The organism is Moraxella osloensis, from assembly GCF_001553955.1.
GTDB lineage: Bacteria > Pseudomonadota > Gammaproteobacteria > Pseudomonadales > Moraxellaceae > Faucicola > Faucicola osloensis.
Genome location: NZ_CP014234.1, coordinates 797,871 through 818,287 on the forward strand (window position 1 = coordinate 797,871; position 20,417 = coordinate 818,287).

Below are 20,417 nucleotides of genomic sequence, written 5' to 3' on the forward strand. Positions count from 1 at the left end.
GACTTGCCATGATGCCAAATAACCAAGCCGACTTGCCAAAAAAGCCCACCGTCGCCATCATTGGCGCAGGTCCTGCTGGACTGATGGCGGCAGATTATCTGCGCCAGTTTGATGTTACAATCCACGTATTTGAACAAAAACCATCCCCTGCCCGCAAACTATTGATGGCCGGTAAATCTGGACTCAATATCTCGCACGCTGAGCCCGTTGATACCTTTGTCACGCGCTATCAGCCCGACGACTGGCTTACGCCGCATATTGAAGATTTTAATGCGGCGCATATCCGTGATTTTATGACCCGCTTGGGGATTGAATCTTTTGTTGGCTCGACAGGTCGCATCTTTCCTACCATGATGAAAGCCTCGCCACTGCTGCGGGCTTGGTTGCAAGCGCTGCAGCAGGACGGTGTAACGTTTTTTTATCGGCATAGCTGTGACGACATTGACGGCAAGCAAGCGACTTTTTCGGTAGCGCGTGAAAGCGGTAATCTGACTGTTAGCCAAAGCTTTGATGCGATTGTGTTGGCAACGGGTGCGATGTCATGGTCGCGGCTCGGTAGTGATGGCAAATGGCAGACATGGCTCAGCGACACAGAATTGACGCCGTTTTATGCCAGCAATGTCGGTATCTGTCGCCCACTGTCGCAGCCTTGGTCGGCGCATTTGCACCGCGATTTTGGCAAAGCATTAAAACGGGTGAAAGCCCAGCTGACATTGCCCGATGGCAAAATTGAGCAGGGTTTTGGCGACATTATCATCACCCAGTATGGGATGGAAAGCGGGCTGATATACCGGCTCAATCGTGCCATGCGTGAGCAATTAAATCATACGGGCAAGGTATCACTACAACTTGATTTGCTACCTGATGTGGCTAACGAAAAATTATTGAGTAGTTTAAAAAATCCCAAAAAACAATCGCTAGCGAACCTTTGGCGAAAGGCAGGACTTGACCCTGTCAAAATCGCCTTACTCAGAGAAATCGTCGCAAAAACGCACTGGCATGATGCCGATAAAATGACAAAGGCAATCAAACAGTTAACCGTAGAATTCGATAGTTTTCGACCGATTGAAGAGGCGATTAGCTGTGGCGGCGGGGTAAAACGCACCGCATTAACCGAGGATTTTGCGCTAAAATCCAATCCTTATATATTTTGCTGTGGTGAGATGCTTGATTGGGATGCGCCAACAGGTGGCTATCTGCTGACGGCTTGTTTTGCCACGGGTCGAGCCGCCGGACAAGGCGTGGCGCAGTTTTTAGCGTTATCCAAAAAATTGACGCAATGCACTTGACGCAATGCATTGGACGCAATGCACTTGACATAAGGCACTTGACATAAGGTACTTATCGACTGTGTAGATAGCGACTGTAAAAGTAGGCAAGCAAGAGCACAAGCGCACAAATCGGTAAGCACACAGGTAAAAACAGCGGATTTTGCATCCCGCCGAACACTACCATCAGCGAGCCCAATGCCGCCAAAATCGGCGATATCACACCCAATAACATACTTTTAATATGACCTTGTTGCCATAAGCGAAACACCGCAAAGTAAAATACCAAATACAGCAAGTAACTCACCACAATCGCGATTTCTGAAATATCCATATCGCCAAGTAGCTGATTTTTCATCACCGCATAATGCACAGCCGCCCAAAACATAGATAAGACAAAACCTAGCAGCGCTGAAGCAACCGATAGCTGATAGTTGGGGGAGACCTGACGCAATTGCGTGCTAAACGGAATCAATGATTTGAGCGCTAAAGAATGCGGCAGACGAATCATCCCTAATACCAAGCCATTGACCGTACCCATCACTGAAATCACCACAAATACCAAAAAGGCTTTGCCACACCCAAAAAAAGCTGCATGCCATGTTGCAACGATAAAAAATCAGTTATGCTATACCCCCTAATCGCTGTTTTCAAGCCTTGTATTAGTAATATTTTATTTAGCACTAACTTTTAGTTATTTATTATGGGTCACTGATGTCACAATCTAGCCAACCTCCTGTCTCAAGCTCAAGCTCAAGCTCAAGCTCAAGCAAAAGTAGCACCCCAGCAGCAACCATTCAAACCGCCAAACTGCACTGGCAGCTAGATGATAACGGCGTGACTGTCCCCATTTCTGGCGACTTTGGCGATGTTTATTTTTCCAAAACAGACGGCTTGGCAGAATCTCGCCATGTTTTTATTGATGGCAACGACTTAGCCACTCGCCTCGCTAATTTGCGGAACTTTGAACGATTTGTCATCGGTGAAATTGGTTTTGGCACAGGGCTTAATATCTTGGCTATTTGGCAACTGTGGCAACAAATCAGACCTGACAATCACAGCCATTTACATATCATTACCACCGAAAAATTTCCCTTAAGCAAAACTGACCTTGAACAAGCATTGAGCGTGTGGACAGCGCTTGCTGGGTTATCACAACAGCTCATTGACAACTATCCACCGCCACTGGCTGGCTGCCATCGTTTGAACTGGTTTGACGAACGATTGACGATTGATTTATGGCTTGGCGATGCGACGAGTAGTTTGTCGCAAGTGACTGGGCAAGGCAAAGTCGATGCCTGGCTGCTTGATGGGTTTGCACCGAGCTGTAACCAAGAACTTTGGTCAGCGGATTTATTGGCTCAAATTGCAAGGTTATCCAAACCTCACACGACTTTGGCGACATTTAGCGTGGCAAGCGCAGTCAAACAGGGGCTAAAACATCAGGGTTTTAGCTTAGCCAAACGTAAAGGCTTTGGCAAAAAGCGAGAAATGCTCACCGCAAGCTTTCAACCTAAGTCAACATCCGCCAATTTTTGCGAAGCTTATTTTCGCTATAACAAAAAAATTAAACCATTTTTTGTTACCCTACCCTTTACTGACACGTTTGAATCCCGACGTCGTCAACGTCGAAAAGCCAATAAGGTTAAAGGCTTTGAACTACCCAATTTTTCCGCCATCACAAAACCGCTGTCTGTGGCGGTGATTGGGGCTGGGGTGGCGGGGTTAAGCAGTGCGTATGCCTTAGCTGCCCGTGGACACAAGGTCACCATTTTTGATAAAGCTAAGCCATTGGCAGGCGCATCGGGCAATATCCGCGGTTTTCTTGCGCCAAAACTTACGAGCCTAAAACGCCTTGAAACCAATCTACATGCGATTGGTTATTTGGCAAGCTGTCGATTTTATCCTTATTTGACCGCACAAACTGGTATTAACATCCTACAAACCACCGGCTGTGTGGATTTACTCTCACACAATCGGTTACAACTTGATGAAGTCAAAGATTTCCCACCCCAATTTGCCCGTTTATTGACCGCTGAACAATCTAAAGCAATGACAGGTTTTGATGTCGGGCAAGCGATATTTTTGCCCAATGCCGGGTTAATCACTACCGCAAACTTTGCCCAAGCTGTTTTATGCCACCCCAATATCAGCTTTCAAACCGAGGAATTAACCTATTTTCAGCAAGCCTATTTTCAGCAAGATTGCGACCAAGTGCTATTAACATTCACTGAGCATCAGCAGTTTTTTGACCATGTGATTTTGTGCATGGCGTTAGACACCTGCGATTTTTTACCCACCGTCAAACGCTTTAATCACAGCCGTGGGCAAGTGACGTGGTTTGCTGTCGATGAGCATGATAAAGCGCAATTGCCAAAACTGCCGCTAAAGTATGGCAGTTATTACGCCAGTTTTAACGAGAACAGCAAACGCCATGTCATGCTTGGGGCAAGTTTTGTCAGGGATACCTTGGATACCACGCCAGCCACCACTGACCACCAGATGAATGTGGCAGATTTGGCGGCTGCGGTGCCCGATTTGGTCAACAACACCGATATGTTTACTGTCGAAAAAAACCTACGCCATTGGCAGGGTCGCGCCAGTATCCGCAGCCAAACCGTGGATTATCTACCCCTAGTTGGGCAGGTGTGGCAAGCGGGTTATGAAAGCAACAGCCGAGTCTGGAGCTTTTCGGCATTGGGGTCAAAAGGCTATGCTTATGCCCCGATTTGTAGTGAGCTGTTGGCGGGACTGATGTGTGGGGAAATATTGCCGTTAGCTAACAACATGGTCAACAGTTTAAGCCCCAATCGCAAGGTCATTCGGCGCTAAGTTATTTTCTTAAAAGTTTTTGATAAACCAAACTGCGTAAACTATTTGGCAATAATCGCACCGGTAAGCGAATGGCGAGGTTTTTAAGCAATTGCGCAATAGGCAAAAACCCTTGTTGATAAAAGCTTTGCTGAATAGCCCACTCGTAACGGGCATACGCCAAGCCCCCGCGCCGTTCATACATTGCATCCCCTGCCCGTGCATACACCAGCACCTCGGACAAATTGGCAAACTGATAGTCAGCGAGCAACAACCGCACCCACAAATCATAGTCTTCAAACAGCGGCGCATGCCGATAGCTACCGACCGCTTGTACCGCTGATTTTTTGAAGGCAACCGTCATGTGGTTGATGGGATTGCGCGACTTGGCTGAGGCAAAAATTGCCTCGTGTGAGGTTGGCACCGTGCGAGATTTTTTCCCCTGTGATAGCTGCTTTTCAAATTCAATGATTTGCCCGCCCAACACGTCAATTTCGGGATGATTTTGGATAAAGTTGATTTGCTGCTCAAAGCGGTTAGCCACACAGATATCATCCGTATCCATACGCATGACCCAGTCATGTTGACAAGCGTTTAGACCTGCATTCAAAGCCTGTCCAAGCCCGACGTTTTTTGTTAAAGCGATAATCGTTAACGGCAGTTGCGGCTTAAACTCTTGTACCACTTTTTGTAATGCCAAATTGATTGGACCATCAAAAACCAATACAACTTCATCGGCTTGTCGTGTTTGGTTGACCAAGCTGGTTAGACATTCGGCTAGAAATTCGGGGTTTTCTTTGTCGTATAGGGACATCAATACAGAAAATTTCATGTTAACTCACCCAGCCAAGTCAATGCCACATCCTTTTTTACTTTACGGGCAAACCAATAGCCATTAAATTTCGCCTGCTCAAGCTTTAATAAATCCAAATAAATCGGGCTATTACCATTATTCACATTTTTATCAAAAATAATTTGTCGGCGGTTATCATTACTTAGGCGAATTTGATTGGTTAATTTTTCAGTAATTAGGGTTTGAAAAAAGTGTTCATCGGGCACCAGCTTGTGACGGAAAAAATCACTGTATTCATCGGTAAAAGGCATAATTTTTTCCCAGTCTGCACGCGTCACTGAAAACCATTGTGAGCCAAAATAAATGGGCGAGTGATAGGGTTTTACTTTTGCCACGGCCTGTTGCAGTTTGGTGATGATTTTACCCGTCAATTGCCGTTGCCAGTTGCTGTCGGCATGGGGGCTGTCCATAATAAAGCGATACGCATACTGTGGCGCCCTCTCGCAGGTCATCATCGCCTGAAAATCAAACCGCTGTTGCCACTGTTTTTCTATCACTTCAAATGGTTGTAACACCACATCTTCACCGCTTAACAGGTGAAAATAAGCATTGTCCTCATTGGCAAACGCCGTTTCAAACAATTTTAATGTTGCTTCAATTTGGCTAAACCCGCCCCAACGCACCGATACCCTGTCGCTGAGCAAAACGACATTGGCTAGCTGTGCAGTCTCAGCCTCAGGAAAATAATTAGATTTAGCATCCATATGCACATAAAAATTGACGTTTGGCTGAATTTTCGCCAGCTTAATAAAATAACTGATATCTTGATGGGCTTGGATAAGTAAGGCGTGTTTTTTCATGCGGTTACCCTTTGAACCCATTTAGATTATCTGCGTCATCTAAATTAATGAGGGTAAAACCACGACTGGCAAGAAACTGATACGCATCAGGGAATTTATTCCATAGTGTTTGGGTATATACCATAAATACTTGGGTGCGGGGAAATTCTTTGAGCGAGAACACGGCAGTGCTGATAAAGGTATAAATTTCAAAGCGTTGCTGGGGGTTTTGTTGCAATGCCTCGCTTAGATAATCTTCAATGATTTTATCGCTATCAATCACCGGCAAAAGATGGCTAAAATCCAATTTTTCTCGCGGGTGTGGACAAAATGCGTCAAGGTGAAATACCTTGACCATTGTTTCTACAATATCAGCATAAGCTTTGTCACCGATAAAATTGTCGAGGGCTTGCCCCAATAACAGCCGTTTTACCGGCAAATTTTCATCAGGCTGATTGTCTGCTTTATCAAACAAATAAACAGGCTCGGTAGTAGCTATGATATTTTTTTCCTGAGGAAAAATGGTGAAATGTTTTTTGGAGATAGCCAAAATACTAGGGATACTGGGATAAGTAATGCCCGCAACGCGTTTAAACAGTTGTAATGGTAAGGATTTTGGTAACGGTTGAAAATAGCTAGAGTTGGGGAAAATATTAGCGGTGCCGTCATCAAAGGTATACAGCTGTTGGAATTTTACTTTAGAAATAACATATTGCAAAAACAACACGTCAATACTGGCAAGATAGACGTTTTCGATAGGTTTTTGCCAAATATCAAGCATGTTAAGTGTGGTTTTGATGTGGTTTAGGGTGACAAAACGTTCGCCCCAGGTTTTATTGTTCAATTCGATAAAGGCGGATTTTTGGCAGACTTGCTCAAGTTGTTCAAAATAATAGCGGTGTTTGGGCTCGCTTTTTGAATGGATGCCATACGGCAAATAAAGCCCTATAAAGGGGGTACTGTGTTGCTTAATAATTTGCTTGGCAATCAACACTTGCAAGGGGGTGATACAAATAATGAGATTCATGGCGTTTTTTTGACCTTTTCCACCTGCAGCGTATAATAATATAACAGCGGCAAAATCACCACGCCACTAATAATAGTCGCATACGGCACCACCGCCAGTGATACGCCACTTAACACCCACAAGGCAACCAAATACACCACCGTTGAGATGACGGAACACAGTGAGATTTGCGCGCTTTTGGCATGATAAAACAAAAAATTCACCAACAACAAATACGGAATTATCAGCGAAAACGCCAGTACAAACATCACTACATAATACTGGCTTTGGGCAAAATCTGCCCCCAATAGCCACGCCATTAATGACGACGGCATCGCCCAAGCCATGGCAGTCAATATAACAGGCACCATCAAACTCAGCCAAAACAGTCGATGCAATTGCATCACTGTCATGCGCTGCGATTTTAGCCGTTCATATAAGTGAGGCACCAGCGCAGAATTGACCGCCATAATCACAATAGTCAAGCTACTGGCGACTTGCACGCCTGCCGAGTATACGCCTAGCTCATGACTGCTAAACCGCTGGTGAATCAACACTCGGTCAAGTTGCCCTTTGATGGTATAGCTTAACCCATGTAACAGCAGCGGCAAGCCTAGGGTTAAAATATAGCCAAGTCCCAGTTTGAGCCGTTTTGGGGTAAAGCGAAATTTGATAGCAAATTGGTATTTTGCCCACGCCAACGCTGCCACAAAAGTAACCCCATGCGCCAAGATAATCGCGATAAGACGCTGGGCAACTTTATCCGTGGTATCGCCCGCAAAAAACTGAAAAATCAGCACCGTCCATAGTAAATTTCCCAAGGCTAAGCCCAATTGGATGGTCAGATAGCTAAACGGGCGTTTTTGGCATTGCCGCAGTGCCAGTTGGTTTTGAATCAAGGTTTGCAAAAAGGCAGTAAAAAAGCAGTAAAATAACAATTCGCTATGTAACAGCCAGCTAATCGCTGTGCCAATCAGCAGCACGCCCACGCTATATAGCCCACCCGCCAGTAAAATATTGCCCAGCCCATGCCTGCCATACACATAAAAATAACGGGTCAAAGCGCCATTTTGCGACAGACTCATGGCGATTACAATAAATGCCGTGAGCGATAAATAATAAGACAAATCACCAAAGCCCGTCGTTCCCAATACCCGTGTCAAATAGGGCAATAGCAAAAACGGCACGGCTTTGGCGGTCATCTCGCCCACCACATAAATCAGGCTGTCTTTGAGCAAAGCAGAGTGTGTTAAACGTTTGATTTTATTTAACATTACCTTTCAAGAACATCCCACGAGGTAGCGGTATTGGCTTGGATATCCGTTAGCACTTTTTTGCCCATTAATTCATCATAAAACTTCGGGGCAAGCCCAAAGCCAGGGCGAACGCTTCGGATACAGCTTTCATCAATCACATCCCCTGCCGTCATGTCTTTGACAAAATACAGTGAACGGCGAAATTGCGCATTGCCGATTTCGCTTGATTTTCGCCCATAATCGACTTGTCCGAGCGACTGCCAAGCGGTTTTGCTATCACGGCAGAGCGCGGTGAGTTCGTCTTTTTCCAGTGAAAAGCTGTCATCCGCCCCGCCGCCATTGCGATCTAGGGTGACGTGTTTTTCAATGATACACGCCCCCAATGCCACGCTTGTCACGGCGGTGGTGTTGTCAAGCGTATGGTCGGATAAGCCAATCGGCACGCCAAAACGGCGCTGCATATCGGTGATGGTACGCAGGTTATAGTCCTGTGCGGGAGCTGGGTAGCCACTCACGCAGTGCAATAACGCAAGCTGCTTGCAGCCGCCATCACGAGCGGCGGCAATCGCCTCGGCAATTTCGGTTTGGTCCGCCATCCCTGTGGAGATAATCATTGGCTTGCCGGTACTTGCTACATATTTGATAAGCGGTAAATCAATGGCTTCAAACGAAGCGATTTTGTACGCTGGCGCGTTCAAATCCTCGAGCAAATCCACCGCAGTAAAGTCAAACGGTGAGCTAAACATGGTGATACCGACTTTGTGGGCGTGCTCAAACAATGGTTTATGCCAGTCCCACGGCGTGTAAGCTTCTTGGTACAAGTCATATAAGGTACGCCCGTCCCACAGTCCCCCATGAATTTGGAAGTCAGCGGCGCTGCTGTTGAGGGTGATGGTATCTGCGGTGTAAGTTTGCATTTTGACCGCATCAGCACCGCACGCCTTTGCCATGTCAATGATACGGTAAGCGTTATTGATGTCGCCGTTGTGGTTGGCGGACATTTCAGCAATGATATATGGCGCATGGTCAATGCCGATTGGGCGATTGTTAATGCTGAAATTTTGATTCATATTTTGATTCATAGACACCCCGTTTTTTTCATATATACCCCACTCAGACCCACCCCTAAAATAAAAAATCTTGCGATTTTAATTCAAACTCAACCACATCATACACTTTGTCACCCACACCAAAATGCTGTTTTAACACACCTGTTTCGCTAAATCCCAATTTACGATGTAACGCCAATGACGCGGTATTATATGCCAGCACTTGCGCGGTGATTTTGCCAATGTCAGTGGTGTTGAAAATCCGTGCAATCGCCAAAACTCCCAACGCAAAGCCAAGCCCCTGCCCTTTTGCGCTATTAGGGGATAAATAAAACCCCCAACTGGCAGTTTTTTCATTCGCGCTTAAAGAATTAGGATTTGACGCATTAGGGTTTGGCGCATGGGTGTTTGCCAACTGCAGCGTCTGGTATTTATCTGCCGTCATTTGGGTAACATTGACTAGCCCCATCGGCTCGCCGCCTTTACTCCCATCCGTTTCAAAAATCAGCAAATGCACATTGGCATGGTCAAGCTGTTTGCCATACCACTTTTCATGGTCAGCGAGGGCAATTTCATCTTGCCCAAACATCCACCGGCGTACGTCGATGTGATTACGCCATTGCCAAATCATCTGGCTATCGGCTTGGGTCGCTTGTCGCACTTGACAATGTTGAAATTTTTGCGCAAATTCAATCCAGTGCGCAACCCGTTTTGCCCCTTGCCCATCGACCAACTTGGCAGATTGCCGGCTGAATTTTTTATAATTGTCGGCCAGTTCGCTCAACAAGCGGGGCAGTTGCTCATCCAATGTCGCCCTGTCAGTCACCACTTTGACCAGGTTTTTATCTGCCAACGCTTTGGCAATCACCTGCTGGTTATCGGCAAGCACGATCAGCACCATCGGCAAGCCCAAGCAACAGCGCTCCCAGGTGGTGCTGCCTGCAGCCCCAATCGCAAGGTCAGCATTTGCCATCAATTGCGCCATATTAGTCACATTGACAAGTACCGCACACGCAAAACTTGCGCGCTTGGCAAACCTTTGTACACTTTCGATATGCGGTGCGGTTTTGCCCATGACGACAGTCACGTTAAATGATTGCGTAGACTGGTGGATAAAGGTATTGAGACTTTGCAAAATCTTGAGTGTGATATTATCATTATCGACACCGCCAAGATTGACCAATATATTGTTGGGCGGCTGTACGCTTTTACGTCTATTTAGGCTCATCGTTCGCCAGTTGGCAAACTCATCCCGTAATAGTGTATAACGCGTGCCTAGTAAGCACTGGCAATGATTTGGCACAAGCGATTGATAATCTTCGTTTTTTCGCCCAAAATTTTGGTCAAGCAAAATCTCACAGTCGTGTGCGCGGTCGGCTAAATCGTCAATGGCTAAAATTTTAAGGTTTGGCAACAGTCGTTTGGCTTGCTGCTCCCAGTTTTTGCCAATCGCATAATGGTCGATAATCAGCCAATCTGGCTTTAATGCTTGCAACATGGGTTGACACTGGGCAAAATCATCGCTTTCACTGGCGCCGAGCCACTCGCTATGGGCATGCTGTTTGATAAAATCTGCAGTGTCACTTTTGGCTAACAGCTGCACAGCAAAACCTTTTTGCCCAATCAAATCCGCCAAATGTCCGTCATGCTCCCGACAAATAAACGTGATGTCATGCCCTTGCTGTTTTAACCGGTCAGCGAGCGTGAGGCAACGCATGATATGACCGCTACCCATCGTTAAACTTGCGTCTGCTCGGACCACGATTTTCATGTTAGCGCCTATCTTCATGCTAGCGCCAATTGCGCTTGGTAGAGGCGCTCAGCAAATCGCCAATCATTTTCATCATCAATATCAACAACGCTGTATTTTGGCAACACATAGCCTAGGGCATGATTATGGATTTTATCCTCGCTGAGCCATGCTTCACGACTGCCCCAATAAAACTGACCTGCGTCAAAATACGCCTGCGGCAAATCTTGGGTTCGGGTGAGCTCATGTTGGCTAAACATGCTCGACACTTCACCGGTATCGCTTAACTTAAGTGAGCGTAACACATTGGATTCAAATTCTAAAACCGGAAAACAATACAAATTGTTGGATGACTGCCAACGCTCAAAACTGTCGGTTAAATACTGCGGTTTTAATAACGGCGTACAGGGGTATAAACAGCAGATATGGCGAGCTTCTGGCACGTGCTGCAGCGTATGGCGAATCACCGCAGCGGTAGTGGCGTAATCATCAGCAAGCTCGGCAGGTCTTTGGATGACAGTGGCACCATGATGTTGAGCAATATCGGCAATAGCGCTATCATCGGTTGACACGATAATCTGCTCAAACAGTTGGCTGTTTTTTGCCGTTTCAATGGCACGAGCCAGCATGGGTTTGCCACAAAAATCTTTGATGTTTTTGCGCGGAATGCGTTTACTACCGCCACGCGCAGGGATGATACAGACCTTCATTATGCGAATGCCTGAGCCAACGCTATCTTTAAGGCATCGACCACTTGCGTTTGCGAGGCTTCGCTTAAGTCATAATACAATGGCAAACTAATCGCTTGGGCATAGTAGCGCTCGGCATGGGGAAAATCGCCTTGTTTAAAGCCCAACTTGGCATAATACGGCTGGGTATGCACTGGGATATAATGCACATTCACCCCGATATGTTGCGCCCGCAAACTGTCAAACACTTGCTTACGCGTTTTGCCACTGTCTGCTGTTAGTTGAATGGGATATAAATGAAACCCTGAATAATTAGCAGGATTGCGATAAGGCAACATAATCGGCAAATCTGTTAATAACTCATCATAACGCTTGCCAAGCTGATGACGGCGAGTGACAAAGTCATCCAAATAGTTCATTTGACTCACCCCCAATGCCCCTTGCAATTCGGTCATGCGATAGTTAAAGCCCAAATCAATTTGCTGATAATACCAACCACCGTCAGGCTCATCGGTCATTAGATTGGCATCACGAGTGATACCATGACTACGCAGTAACTGCATTTTTTCCGCCAATGCCGGGTCATTCGTTGTTGCCAGTCCGCCTTCTGCGGTGGTAATGATTTTGACAGGGTGAAAGCTAAACACGGTAATGTCGCTAAACTCACAATTGCCGATTGGTTGATTGTGATATTTGCCACCAATGGCATGCGAGGCGTCCTCAATAACCTTAAAGCCATATTGCTGTGATAGCGCATGAATAGCCGCCATATCACAGGGTTCACCGGTGAAATGCACGGGAATAACTATTTTTGGCAAGCGGTTTTCAGCATCGGCAAGCTGTAACTTTTCTTCCAAGGCGGTGATAGACATATTGAGTGTTAGCGGATCAATATCCACAAAATCAATGTTAGCACCACAGTACAATCCACAGTTGGCGGATGCGGTAAAGGTAATCGGTGTCGTCCACAGCCAGTCATCTTTACCCTTTTCACCTTGACCAAGCCCCAATGCCAAACAAGCAATATGTAGTGCTGACGTCGCACTATTCACCGCCACGCCAAACTTTGCCCCCGTATAGGTAGCGACGCGTTCTTCAAATGCCGGTACTTGACTACCTTGGGTCAGAAAATCAGACTGTAGCACAGCGACCACGGAATCAATATCAGTTTGGGTGATATGCTGACGACCATAAGGGATAAATTGATTTGACATAATATTTGCCATAATATTTGCCCAAGGGGGGTTGGTTATTGAGTGGGTTTGTTATCAAGGGTTAGCGATTAAATTTTACCAATTTTTGCTTTGTTGGTTTCAATCCATTCTTGGAGTTGCTCAGTCGTCATCCACTCACTGTTATTATCACTGGCGTACACGAAGCCTTCTGGCACTTTAACACCATCTTTGATACGCTCAGGCGTTTCATCCCAGCCATTAATCGCGGGCAAGATTTTAAAATGCTCGGGATATTCGTAGGTATGAAAAGAATCTTCAGCACTAATCATTTGCTCATGCAATTTCTCGCCAGGACGAATACCAATGATTTTTTGCTCGGCAGTGGCAGAAACGGCAGTTGCCACATCTGGCATGGTCATAGAAGGAATTTTTTTGACATAAATTTCGCCGCCCACCATGTCTTCAAACGCATGCCAAACCAGCTCCACACCTTGTTCAAGCGAAATCATAAAACGGGTCATACGCGGGTCTGTGATGGTCAGTATGCCACTGTCTTTAATTGATAGAAAATACGGAATCACCGAGCCACGACTCCCCATGACATTGCCATAACGTACCACCGAAAAGCGTGTGCCATGCTCCCCTGAATAGGCGTTGCCTGCGACAAACAGTTTGTCCGATGCCAATTTGGTCGCGCCATACAGATTCACTGGACTAGACGCTTTGTCAGTCGATAAGGCAACGACTTTTTTCACCCCTTTATCAATACAGGCATCAATTAAATTCATTGCCCCGTTGATATTGGTTTTGACACATTCAAATGGATTATATTCGGCGGTGGGTACGATTTTGGTTGCTGCCGCATGCACCACATAATCCACCCCATCAAGCGCTCGATATAGACGGTCTTTATCGCGCACATCACCGATAAAAAACCGTACACGCGGGTCGCCTTGGTACAGTTTTGCCATTTCCCACTGTTTCATCTCATCACGCGACAGGATAATCAGTTTTTTAGGGTTGTATTTTTCAAGTGTCATCGGCACAAAGGTATGCCCAAATGAGCCTGTCCCGCCTGTCACTAGAATGGTTGAATTGGTTAACATAGTGCGCTACCTATTATGGCTAAAGTTATTTATCGCAGTTTATCTAGCCCCAAAACCTGTCAGCATGGTTTGAATGGTTTTGAGCACAATCAAGATATCTAATGCAAAAGAAATATGTTTAATATAATAAAAATCGTACTGTACCTTAAGCGCTGTCTCATCGGTATCACTAGCATAGCCTTGTGTGACCTGCGCCCATCCAGAAATACCGGGTTTGACGATATGTCGATAATTATAAAAAGGGATGGTTTTTTCAAAGGTTTTAACAAAACTTAGCTGTTCGGGTCTCGGTCCAATCAGGCTCATATCGCCTTTGAGCACATTTAAAAATTGCGGCAGTTCATCGATACGGGTTTTACGAATAAACTTACCGACTTTAGTCACGCGAGGGTCATTTTGTTGCGCCAGTTTTGCCCCGTTTTTTTCTGAGTCAAAGCGCATACTGCGAAATTTATAGATTTTAAATAACTTGCCGCCTTGCCCGACCCGCTCTTGGACAAATATCGCCTTGCCCGGACTCTCCAAGCGTATCGCAATGACAGTTATCACCGCAATCAGCAATACGAACGGTGCCACCAATAAAATCGCTATAATATCAATCAGTTGTTTAAACCATAAATAGGTTTGCGATGGCAACAGCGACCCCAACTCGTTTTCATACAAATGATGAATCGGCAGACGACCCGTCAAAGACTCATACACTTGGCGGTTATTATACACCGGTCTGCCCTGTAACGTTTGCTCGGTTAAAAATCGCTGCCAGTCTTCATCGAGTGCAGGCGATGACAGGTCTGCTACTATCGCTTGCACTTTTTTGGATTGTATGGCATCCAAATGCGGTTTTTCAAGACGCAGCCAATGGATTTGAAAAATCGCTTCAAAGTTTTGACAATGTCCCAGTGGAATATAAGCCATATAAGGTTGGTGCGCTTTTTGCTCCAGCAAAAACGATAAAAAGAAAAACACTGCCCCGATAACGCCCGATAAGCCAAAATAATACAGCGAATACGGCAACCGAAAAACGATAATCACCATGCCTAACAGCATCATCACCAACAATAAAGTTGGCAACACAAAACCGATGGAGCGTTGACCTGGAAACTGGGTGAGTTTGCGCAGACCAAGGGTAACTAGCAAGACACCCAACGTGGCTAACACCATACTGTTAAATTCAGTCAGTAGCCAGCGCCCCTGCAAAAAGCGCATTCGCCACATCAGCAAGGCGGGCAACACCACCACAACCAACCAGCCCACGATGAGGCGGAATACAAGATTTTGCCATAACAAGAAAATTACCCGCTGCATTATGGTTTAAGTCCTGTTTTTTCAGGGTTGGCGTCACGCCATTGTCTAAACTCACGGTATAAAGCTGCAAATGTCGCAGGATCTTGTTTGGCAAGGTTGCCCAAATCGGTCGCGACATTATCACAATCGGACAAATTTTTTACCATGACACAAGCCGCTTTGATATGTGTTAATGCCGCTTGCTGGTCACCTTTATAGGCTAAGAACTGTGCATAAGCCAATATATTATACTGGGAAGAATCGGTATTTAGCACCTCTTCAAAGATGGCTTCTTTGACGCTTGCCTGATTGCGATTAATCGGCACTTGCATGGCAAGGATACGGTCATGATACGCGCTAAAGCCAAACACGTCATTTTGGTAGTCAATTGCTTTGTCTTGATTTAGATGATTGGTATGCTTGATAAAGCGATTATAATCCAAATAATTGAGCTGAAAATATTGCCAAATATAGTAGCCTGATAGCATCGCCAAACCAATCATGACCACCGACATGGCTTTTGTGAGTTTGGGTTGCCACACAAGTTGCCAGTTGCGCTGATCAATCAACGCCAAAAACAAGGCAAACACCGCGAGATAACGAAAATACCATAACGGGTATTCTACACTGGCATACAAGATACTTGCGATGACAAACGCCAGGGCAATGGCGCTTTCGCTGCTATGGCGCAGATGAATCGCCCGCACTAGCACCCAAACAATCGGCACAAAGCACAGTGCGCCTAACACCCCTAGCTCCGCCAAAATCATGGTGGCAAAATTGTGGGAATGGTCGGCAATCTCTGGCCATTTAAAATATTGGGCATAATCAACGCTTGCGCCCATGTAGTTGTTCCAGCCGACCCCGGTGAGCACATGGTCATGAAATATCATCATGGCGCGTTCGCTCATCGCCGCGCGGTTCCCCTGCCCGCCCGCCATACGGCTCACTGCCCCAAGCTGATTGGCGCTACTATAATTGCTAAGCCAGCTTGCGCCCATATAATACAGCACAAATACAATAAGACCAAAAACGCTAGCCGATAGTTTGCTTTTCCACGCTATTGGCTGGGTCAAAAAGAAAATGGGAATCACCGCCAACATCATCACCAGACCCGCCCGACTTTGTGTCAAGGCAAGCCCGATGGTAAATATCACAAACAATACCATCAAGCCAAACCGCGCATATTGTCGGTATCGACCAATCAGCCACTGCGGCGCATTCAACTTTTCTTGAAACGACTGCTGCAGTTGATAAATCACCCCACACAGCGCCAACACAAACGCATAGCCTGCGTGATTGGCTTGTCCAAAGTTGCCATCATAGCGCCCGCCATTGGCGTTACCACGGGCTATCACCCAGCCTTTATAATCAATCTGATAGCCTTGGGTTTGCATCATTTGAATCATAAAAGTGATGATTGCCATGAGATATACCGCAATAAACAGGCGGTTTAATAAATTCGCTTTATTGTCAATCTGGCTGCCTATCAACGCAGTCAAGGCAACCACCACCAAGCTTATCACCGGAAAGATTAAGGCATCAGGGTAAGCGATATGATTGAATAATGGCTGACATACAATCAGTATTGCTAGCAGCAACCAAGTGAGCACAGATTTGCTCACCTTTGTAATGGGATTTTGCCAAAAAAAGGCCGCGACTGCCAAACTCACAAACCCAAATGCGGTGGCGTTGACCACAAAATCTCGACCCAGTGGCGAATGCCAAGGCATGAGATAGGTCAAAATGGCTAACCCCATGAATAAGGTAAACAGTCGAGTATCTTGATTGAGGGTTTGGGGTGGCGTAGATGACAGCATAGGATTTTCGTATAGGTTAAACGCAAAAATGCTAAACGGGGTAGTTTAGCATTTTTTATAAAATAAGTATTCGATTCAGCAATGAAATTTATATCTTGATACTACCAAGGACGCCTGTCAACGACTTTAAGAATTTTTTGATTTTTTATAGCTAATAGAACTACCCTATCTGTTTGGTAAGCTTTTAAAAGTAAAAATTTACGCTATCACTATACCCAAACAGAAACAAACAATACGTGATGCAAATCACCCCATGACAATATTTGTCCAAAGAATAGCATCCAACCTGACAATAATTGTCAGTTTTTAATAAAAATAGGGAGATGAATTTATAATCTGAATTTTTTTATGCACAAGTTGCTGTTTTTCTGTGTAAATTGTCTATAATAAAGGTTGGCACGTTTAGTGCTAAGTATAAAATAGCTTACAAAGCTTATAATTAAATTAATAACATTTGTGGAGAATGTTTATGAACGCTCAAAAAGGTTTTACCCTTATCGAATTAATGATCGTTGTCGCTATTATCGGTATTTTGGCTGCGATTGCGATTCCTGCTTATCAGGATTATACAATTCGAGCTAAGATTTCTGAAGGCTTGACTTTATCAAATGGTTTAAAAACGGCTATTGCTGAAAGTTTCCAAAGTAAAGGGCCTTCTAGCATGGCATGTACTGATGCAACTACATGTGCATCAATAGGAGCATCTCCAATGGATGCGACAGCTTTAGCGGGTAATAAAAATGTTGCTTCTATCACAAGTGATGCGGCTGGTGTAATTACAATTGTATATAAGCCAGCGGTTGTTCCTACTGGTTCAAATAACTTAACACTTACGCCAGTTGGTGCAGATGGTACTACAGCATTAAATTTAAGTGCTGCAGCAAGTGCGGGTTCTCAAGTAAATTGGCGGTGTGGTGGAACTGGTACAACAGTTGCTGCAAAATTTTTACCTGCAAACTGCCGTGGGACCTAATGTTTAATTTAATTAAACATTTTAAAAATAAAGAGCTATTCGTAGCTCTTTATTTTTTGTTGTTTATTGTGGGTTTTTCTATATATAGTTTTAATTTTTATAACGAATTAAGGGTTTTAGAAGTTTTTCTGTTAATTGGTTTAGGGCTTTATGGTTTAATTCATAAAAAGAACTACTTTTCTAAATATGAATTTTGTTTTCTTATTTTTACCTTGTTAGGTTTTTTATTTTGGTCAAATTATTCTTATATTTTTTATGAACTTATTTTGTTTTATTTACTCTATAAGGCTTTTTTTAATTTAAATTACAATGAGTTTTTATCCAAACTTTTAATCTGGTTAAGTTTTTCTATTTTTTTGATGCTACCTATTGCTATTACAGAGTTTATCCTAAGTGGCGTTTATCCAAATTGGTATCCTATGCCATGGAATATTCGAGTCTATAATAGCTATTTTTTAGTGCTATCTATTTTTGCAGTTTGGTTTTATTTAAAACAAGAAAAATTTAAAAATATCTATTTAATTTTTTTGTTTTTGGCATTTTTATCTATTCTTTTAGATGGTGGTCGTTCAGCAACTTTAGCGTATAGTGTTTTTATTGCATGCGTATGTATTTTTAACCATGCGGCGCGATTTAAATTATTATTCACTTATGTTGCTACATGGCTTGCATATTTTTCTATTTTATTTTTTTCAAGTCATTCTGCTTCTATTGTAGGTTCAATTGTTAGAGAATCAACGAGTGGACGCTATGAGCTTTGGGTAAGTGCTTTTCAATGCTGGTCACAAAATCCAATCTTTGGATGCGGGTTTTATCAATTAGATCAGTATTCAGGTGTGATTTCAGCACATCCACACAATTTATTTATTCAAGTTTTAACAGAAACAGGCTTAATAGGATTTGGTTTTCTTATTTTGGTCATTTGGAATATTTTAAAAAGAATAAAATGGAATCTTAAGGAAAATTATTTTGTAATTTCAGCTTTTATAGCAGTAAGTATCGACTTATCTTTTTCAGGTATACATATTTATCCTGTTACACAAGTTGCACTTTTATGGTTATTCGTCTTTTTACTTAAAAATCCTGAATTTCAACATGCGGCTTCTTTTCATCCATCAACATATGAAGCCTCAACAGTTTCCCAAGTTTTTGGGTATATAGCCTATATTTCAATTGCTCTGGCTTTTATTTATTTGTTTTTTTATACATCTGCTTTATCTGAAAGTTTACCATCAACACCCCCCCGATTTTGGGAGTATGGTTATCAATTATTCTAAAATATCAATATTGTCGATATGGTGGTTTTAGTCAACAAAGAATCTGCAAGCATCATCAAAGTAGTAGATCTCAGACCGTGGCAATAATTTTAACGGCATATTTTTTAACGCCATTTATTAGAAAGCCACTAAGTTCATAAACTGAGTGGCTATATCAATCAAATAGTCCGAGTGCTTTGCCTTAACTCAAAATTTTCCAGCAATTTCTTATAATCTTGTTTCAGCTGCTCATAATCACTTCTCACCGCCTTGGTCAGTATTTTATACCACCGAACCTAAATATTGTCCATACTGCCAAAAATTGTTCAATGTCTAGCTTGACAAGCTAGTTATTCCATTCTTGACCCATACCACATGAGGTATTTCGGCACTTGACTCCTTGCGCGTTTAGCGTGAGCGTACCATCAGTTGCCATCTGCGATGAACTAATAGGTGTCGCTGTAATTGTCCAACGGTTAGTGAGGGGGGTGGGTGCTAGGGTGATGGTATATAATGCTGTACCACTTCTAGGGAAGCTCCCATCTAATCCCGTGCCTGCGTTCGTGTAACTGCCTTGTGCCAGTTTACGTGATTCAATCTGTGAGGCGATATTTTGCATTTCTGCCATCATATCAGTGCGTTTGGTCTTGATCACGTAGCGTTGATAGCTTGGATACGCAATCGCCGCCAATATACCGATGATAGCCACCACTATCATCAGCTCGATTAGGGTAAAGCCTTGTTGGCGATATCGATTTTTCATTACCAAGTCTCCGAATAAGTACCACAGTTGGTTGATGCGATGGTAACGCTAGTGTCACTATTTTTAGTTTTACATTGGACGCCACTACTACTCAACATTAACTTATGAGCTGTGCCCAAACTGCTATTCGGAATGGCAAACATTTTCCAACTGCGTCCTGTCACACTATTTACTTTACCCTCTTCATCAATAGCGACAAGGCTTTTATTACTTGAGCCATCGACGATAAATATCTGATAGCGATAGGTGTTTTGATCGCTATTTTTTGGACTATAGAGAAAATTATTGTCCGTACCATCATATCCATAATTAACCGCACCGCCTGATGTGACACTCTTCATGGGCTGGAAGTTTTTATAAGTTAAATTTTTGCTAAGCCAGCGACTAAGCTCAATCTCCAATTGCTTCATTTGAGATTGGGCTTCATACTCTGCATTACGCACTATATAATGACGGTAACTAGGAATAGCAATTGACGCTAAAATAGCAATCATAGCTACTGTCACCATTATCTCAATCAAAGTAAAACCGTGATGCCTGCTATTCACTATCCGTTCCACGCAAGGACTCCCAATGACT

General features: G+C 44.0%; 18 protein-coding genes. 4 read left to right on the top strand and 14 right to left on the bottom strand.

Translation table 11 applies throughout. From position 1 onward, the window contains the following. Positions 1-8 precede the first annotated feature (8 nt). Entirely contained in the window at positions 9-1,289 is a 1,281-nt protein-coding gene (locus AXE82_RS03465) for a TIGR03862 family flavoprotein (protein WP_062331460.1), read from the top strand. 52 nt (positions 1,290-1,341) lie between these two features. Here AXE82_RS03465 and AXE82_RS03470 read toward each other — a convergent pair whose 3' ends face one another. Further along, entirely contained in the window at positions 1,342-1,821 is a 480-nt protein-coding gene (locus AXE82_RS03470; RefSeq protein ID WP_174901003.1) for an APC family permease, read from the bottom strand. A 161-nt stretch (positions 1,822-1,982) separates the two neighbouring features. On the opposite strand from AXE82_RS03470, the gene mnmC1 reads away from it, so the two are divergent. Continuing rightward, on the top strand, positions 1,983-4,100 hold the full coding sequence (gene mnmC1 / locus AXE82_RS03475; RefSeq protein WP_062331463.1) for an FAD-dependent 5-carboxymethylaminomethyl-2-thiouridine(34) oxidoreductase MnmC1: 2,118 nt from the start codon (positions 1,983-1,985) through the stop codon (positions 4,098-4,100). A 1-nt stretch (position 4,101) separates the two neighbouring features. Here the strand turns inward: mnmC1 and AXE82_RS03480 are convergent, their stop codons facing one another. The 11 genes from AXE82_RS03480 to AXE82_RS03530 all read right to left on the bottom strand — a co-directional run bounded on the left by AXE82_RS03480 (position 4,102) and on the right by AXE82_RS03530 (position 16,846). Continuing rightward, positions 4,102-4,911 (bottom strand): glycosyltransferase family 2 protein, encoded by an 810-nt coding sequence (locus AXE82_RS03480; protein ID WP_062331466.1) that lies wholly within the window; start codon positions 4,909-4,911, stop codon positions 4,102-4,104. After that, a complete protein-coding gene (locus tag AXE82_RS03485; RefSeq protein WP_062331469.1) occupies positions 4,908-5,732 on the bottom strand; it encodes a beta-1,6-N-acetylglucosaminyltransferase in 825 nt (274 codons plus the stop codon). The genes AXE82_RS03480 and AXE82_RS03485 overlap by 4 nt, the downstream gene beginning before the upstream one ends. 4 nt (positions 5,733-5,736) lie before the next feature. Further along, on the bottom strand, positions 5,737-6,738 hold the full coding sequence (locus AXE82_RS03490; RefSeq protein WP_062331473.1) for a glycosyltransferase family 52: 1,002 nt from the start codon (positions 6,736-6,738) through the stop codon (positions 5,737-5,739). Beyond that, complete coding sequence (locus AXE82_RS03495; RefSeq protein WP_062331475.1) at positions 6,735-7,991, bottom strand: oligosaccharide flippase family protein; 1,257 nt, start codon at positions 7,989-7,991, stop codon at positions 6,735-6,737. The genes AXE82_RS03490 and AXE82_RS03495 overlap by 4 nt, the downstream gene beginning before the upstream one ends. After that, on the bottom strand, positions 7,991-9,043 hold the full coding sequence (gene pseI, locus AXE82_RS03500) for a pseudaminic acid synthase (RefSeq protein WP_062334749.1): 1,053 nt from the start codon (positions 9,041-9,043) through the stop codon (positions 7,991-7,993). The genes AXE82_RS03495 and pseI overlap by 1 nt, the downstream gene beginning before the upstream one ends. Before the next feature lie 55 nt (positions 9,044-9,098). Further along, a complete protein-coding gene (gene pseG / locus AXE82_RS03505; RefSeq protein ID WP_062331479.1) occupies positions 9,099-10,793 on the bottom strand; it encodes a UDP-2,4-diacetamido-2,4,6-trideoxy-beta-L-altropyranose hydrolase in 1,695 nt (564 codons plus the stop codon). Between the two features lie 14 nt (positions 10,794-10,807). Beyond that, on the bottom strand, positions 10,808-11,482 hold the full coding sequence (gene pseF / locus AXE82_RS03510) for a pseudaminic acid cytidylyltransferase (protein WP_062331482.1): 675 nt from the start codon (positions 11,480-11,482) through the stop codon (positions 10,808-10,810). Further along, entirely contained in the window at positions 11,482-12,675 is a 1,194-nt protein-coding gene (gene pseC, locus AXE82_RS03515; RefSeq protein WP_062331485.1) for a UDP-4-amino-4,6-dideoxy-N-acetyl-beta-L-altrosamine transaminase, read from the bottom strand. Before pseC ends, pseF begins: the two co-directional genes overlap by 1 nt. Positions 12,676-12,743: 68 nt before the next feature. Beyond that, on the bottom strand, positions 12,744-13,742 hold the full coding sequence (gene pseB / locus AXE82_RS03520) for a UDP-N-acetylglucosamine 4,6-dehydratase (inverting) (protein ID WP_062331488.1): 999 nt from the start codon (positions 13,740-13,742) through the stop codon (positions 12,744-12,746). 39 nt (positions 13,743-13,781) lie between these two features. Further along, a complete protein-coding gene (locus AXE82_RS03525) occupies positions 13,782-15,047 on the bottom strand; it encodes an exopolysaccharide biosynthesis polyprenyl glycosylphosphotransferase (RefSeq protein WP_062331490.1) in 1,266 nt (421 codons plus the stop codon). After that, positions 15,047-16,846, bottom strand: a complete 1,800-nt coding sequence (locus AXE82_RS03530) for a PglL family O-oligosaccharyltransferase (RefSeq protein WP_062331493.1) — start codon at positions 16,844-16,846, stop codon at positions 15,047-15,049. The genes AXE82_RS03525 and AXE82_RS03530 overlap by 1 nt, the downstream gene beginning before the upstream one ends. 469 nt (positions 16,847-17,315) lie before the next feature. On the opposite strand from AXE82_RS03530, the gene AXE82_RS03535 reads away from it, so the two are divergent. Both AXE82_RS03535 and AXE82_RS03540 read left to right on the top strand, forming a co-directional pair. Continuing rightward, complete coding sequence (locus AXE82_RS03535) at positions 17,316-17,819, top strand: pilin (protein ID WP_156627541.1); 504 nt, start codon at positions 17,316-17,318, stop codon at positions 17,817-17,819. Beyond that, positions 17,819-19,096: an O-antigen ligase family protein gene (locus tag AXE82_RS03540; protein WP_062331497.1), complete on the top strand. Its 1,278-nt coding sequence runs from the start codon at positions 17,819-17,821 to the stop codon at positions 19,094-19,096. The genes AXE82_RS03535 and AXE82_RS03540 overlap by 1 nt, the downstream gene beginning before the upstream one ends. A 325-nt stretch (positions 19,097-19,421) precedes the next feature. Here AXE82_RS03540 and AXE82_RS03545 read toward each other — a convergent pair whose 3' ends face one another. Both AXE82_RS03545 and AXE82_RS12385 read right to left on the bottom strand, forming a co-directional pair. After that, the gene (locus AXE82_RS03545) at positions 19,422-19,838 is read right to left on the bottom strand and encodes a type IV pilin protein (protein WP_062331500.1); all 417 of its coding nucleotides are present in this window, start codon (positions 19,836-19,838) and stop codon (positions 19,422-19,424) included. After that, positions 19,838-20,398 carry a type IV pilin protein gene (locus AXE82_RS12385; RefSeq protein WP_269465434.1) on the bottom strand — a complete coding sequence of 187 codons (561 nt, stop codon included), beginning with the start codon at positions 20,396-20,398 and terminating at the stop codon, positions 19,838-19,840. Before AXE82_RS12385 ends, AXE82_RS03545 begins: the two co-directional genes overlap by 1 nt. Positions 20,399-20,417 lie beyond the last annotated feature (19 nt).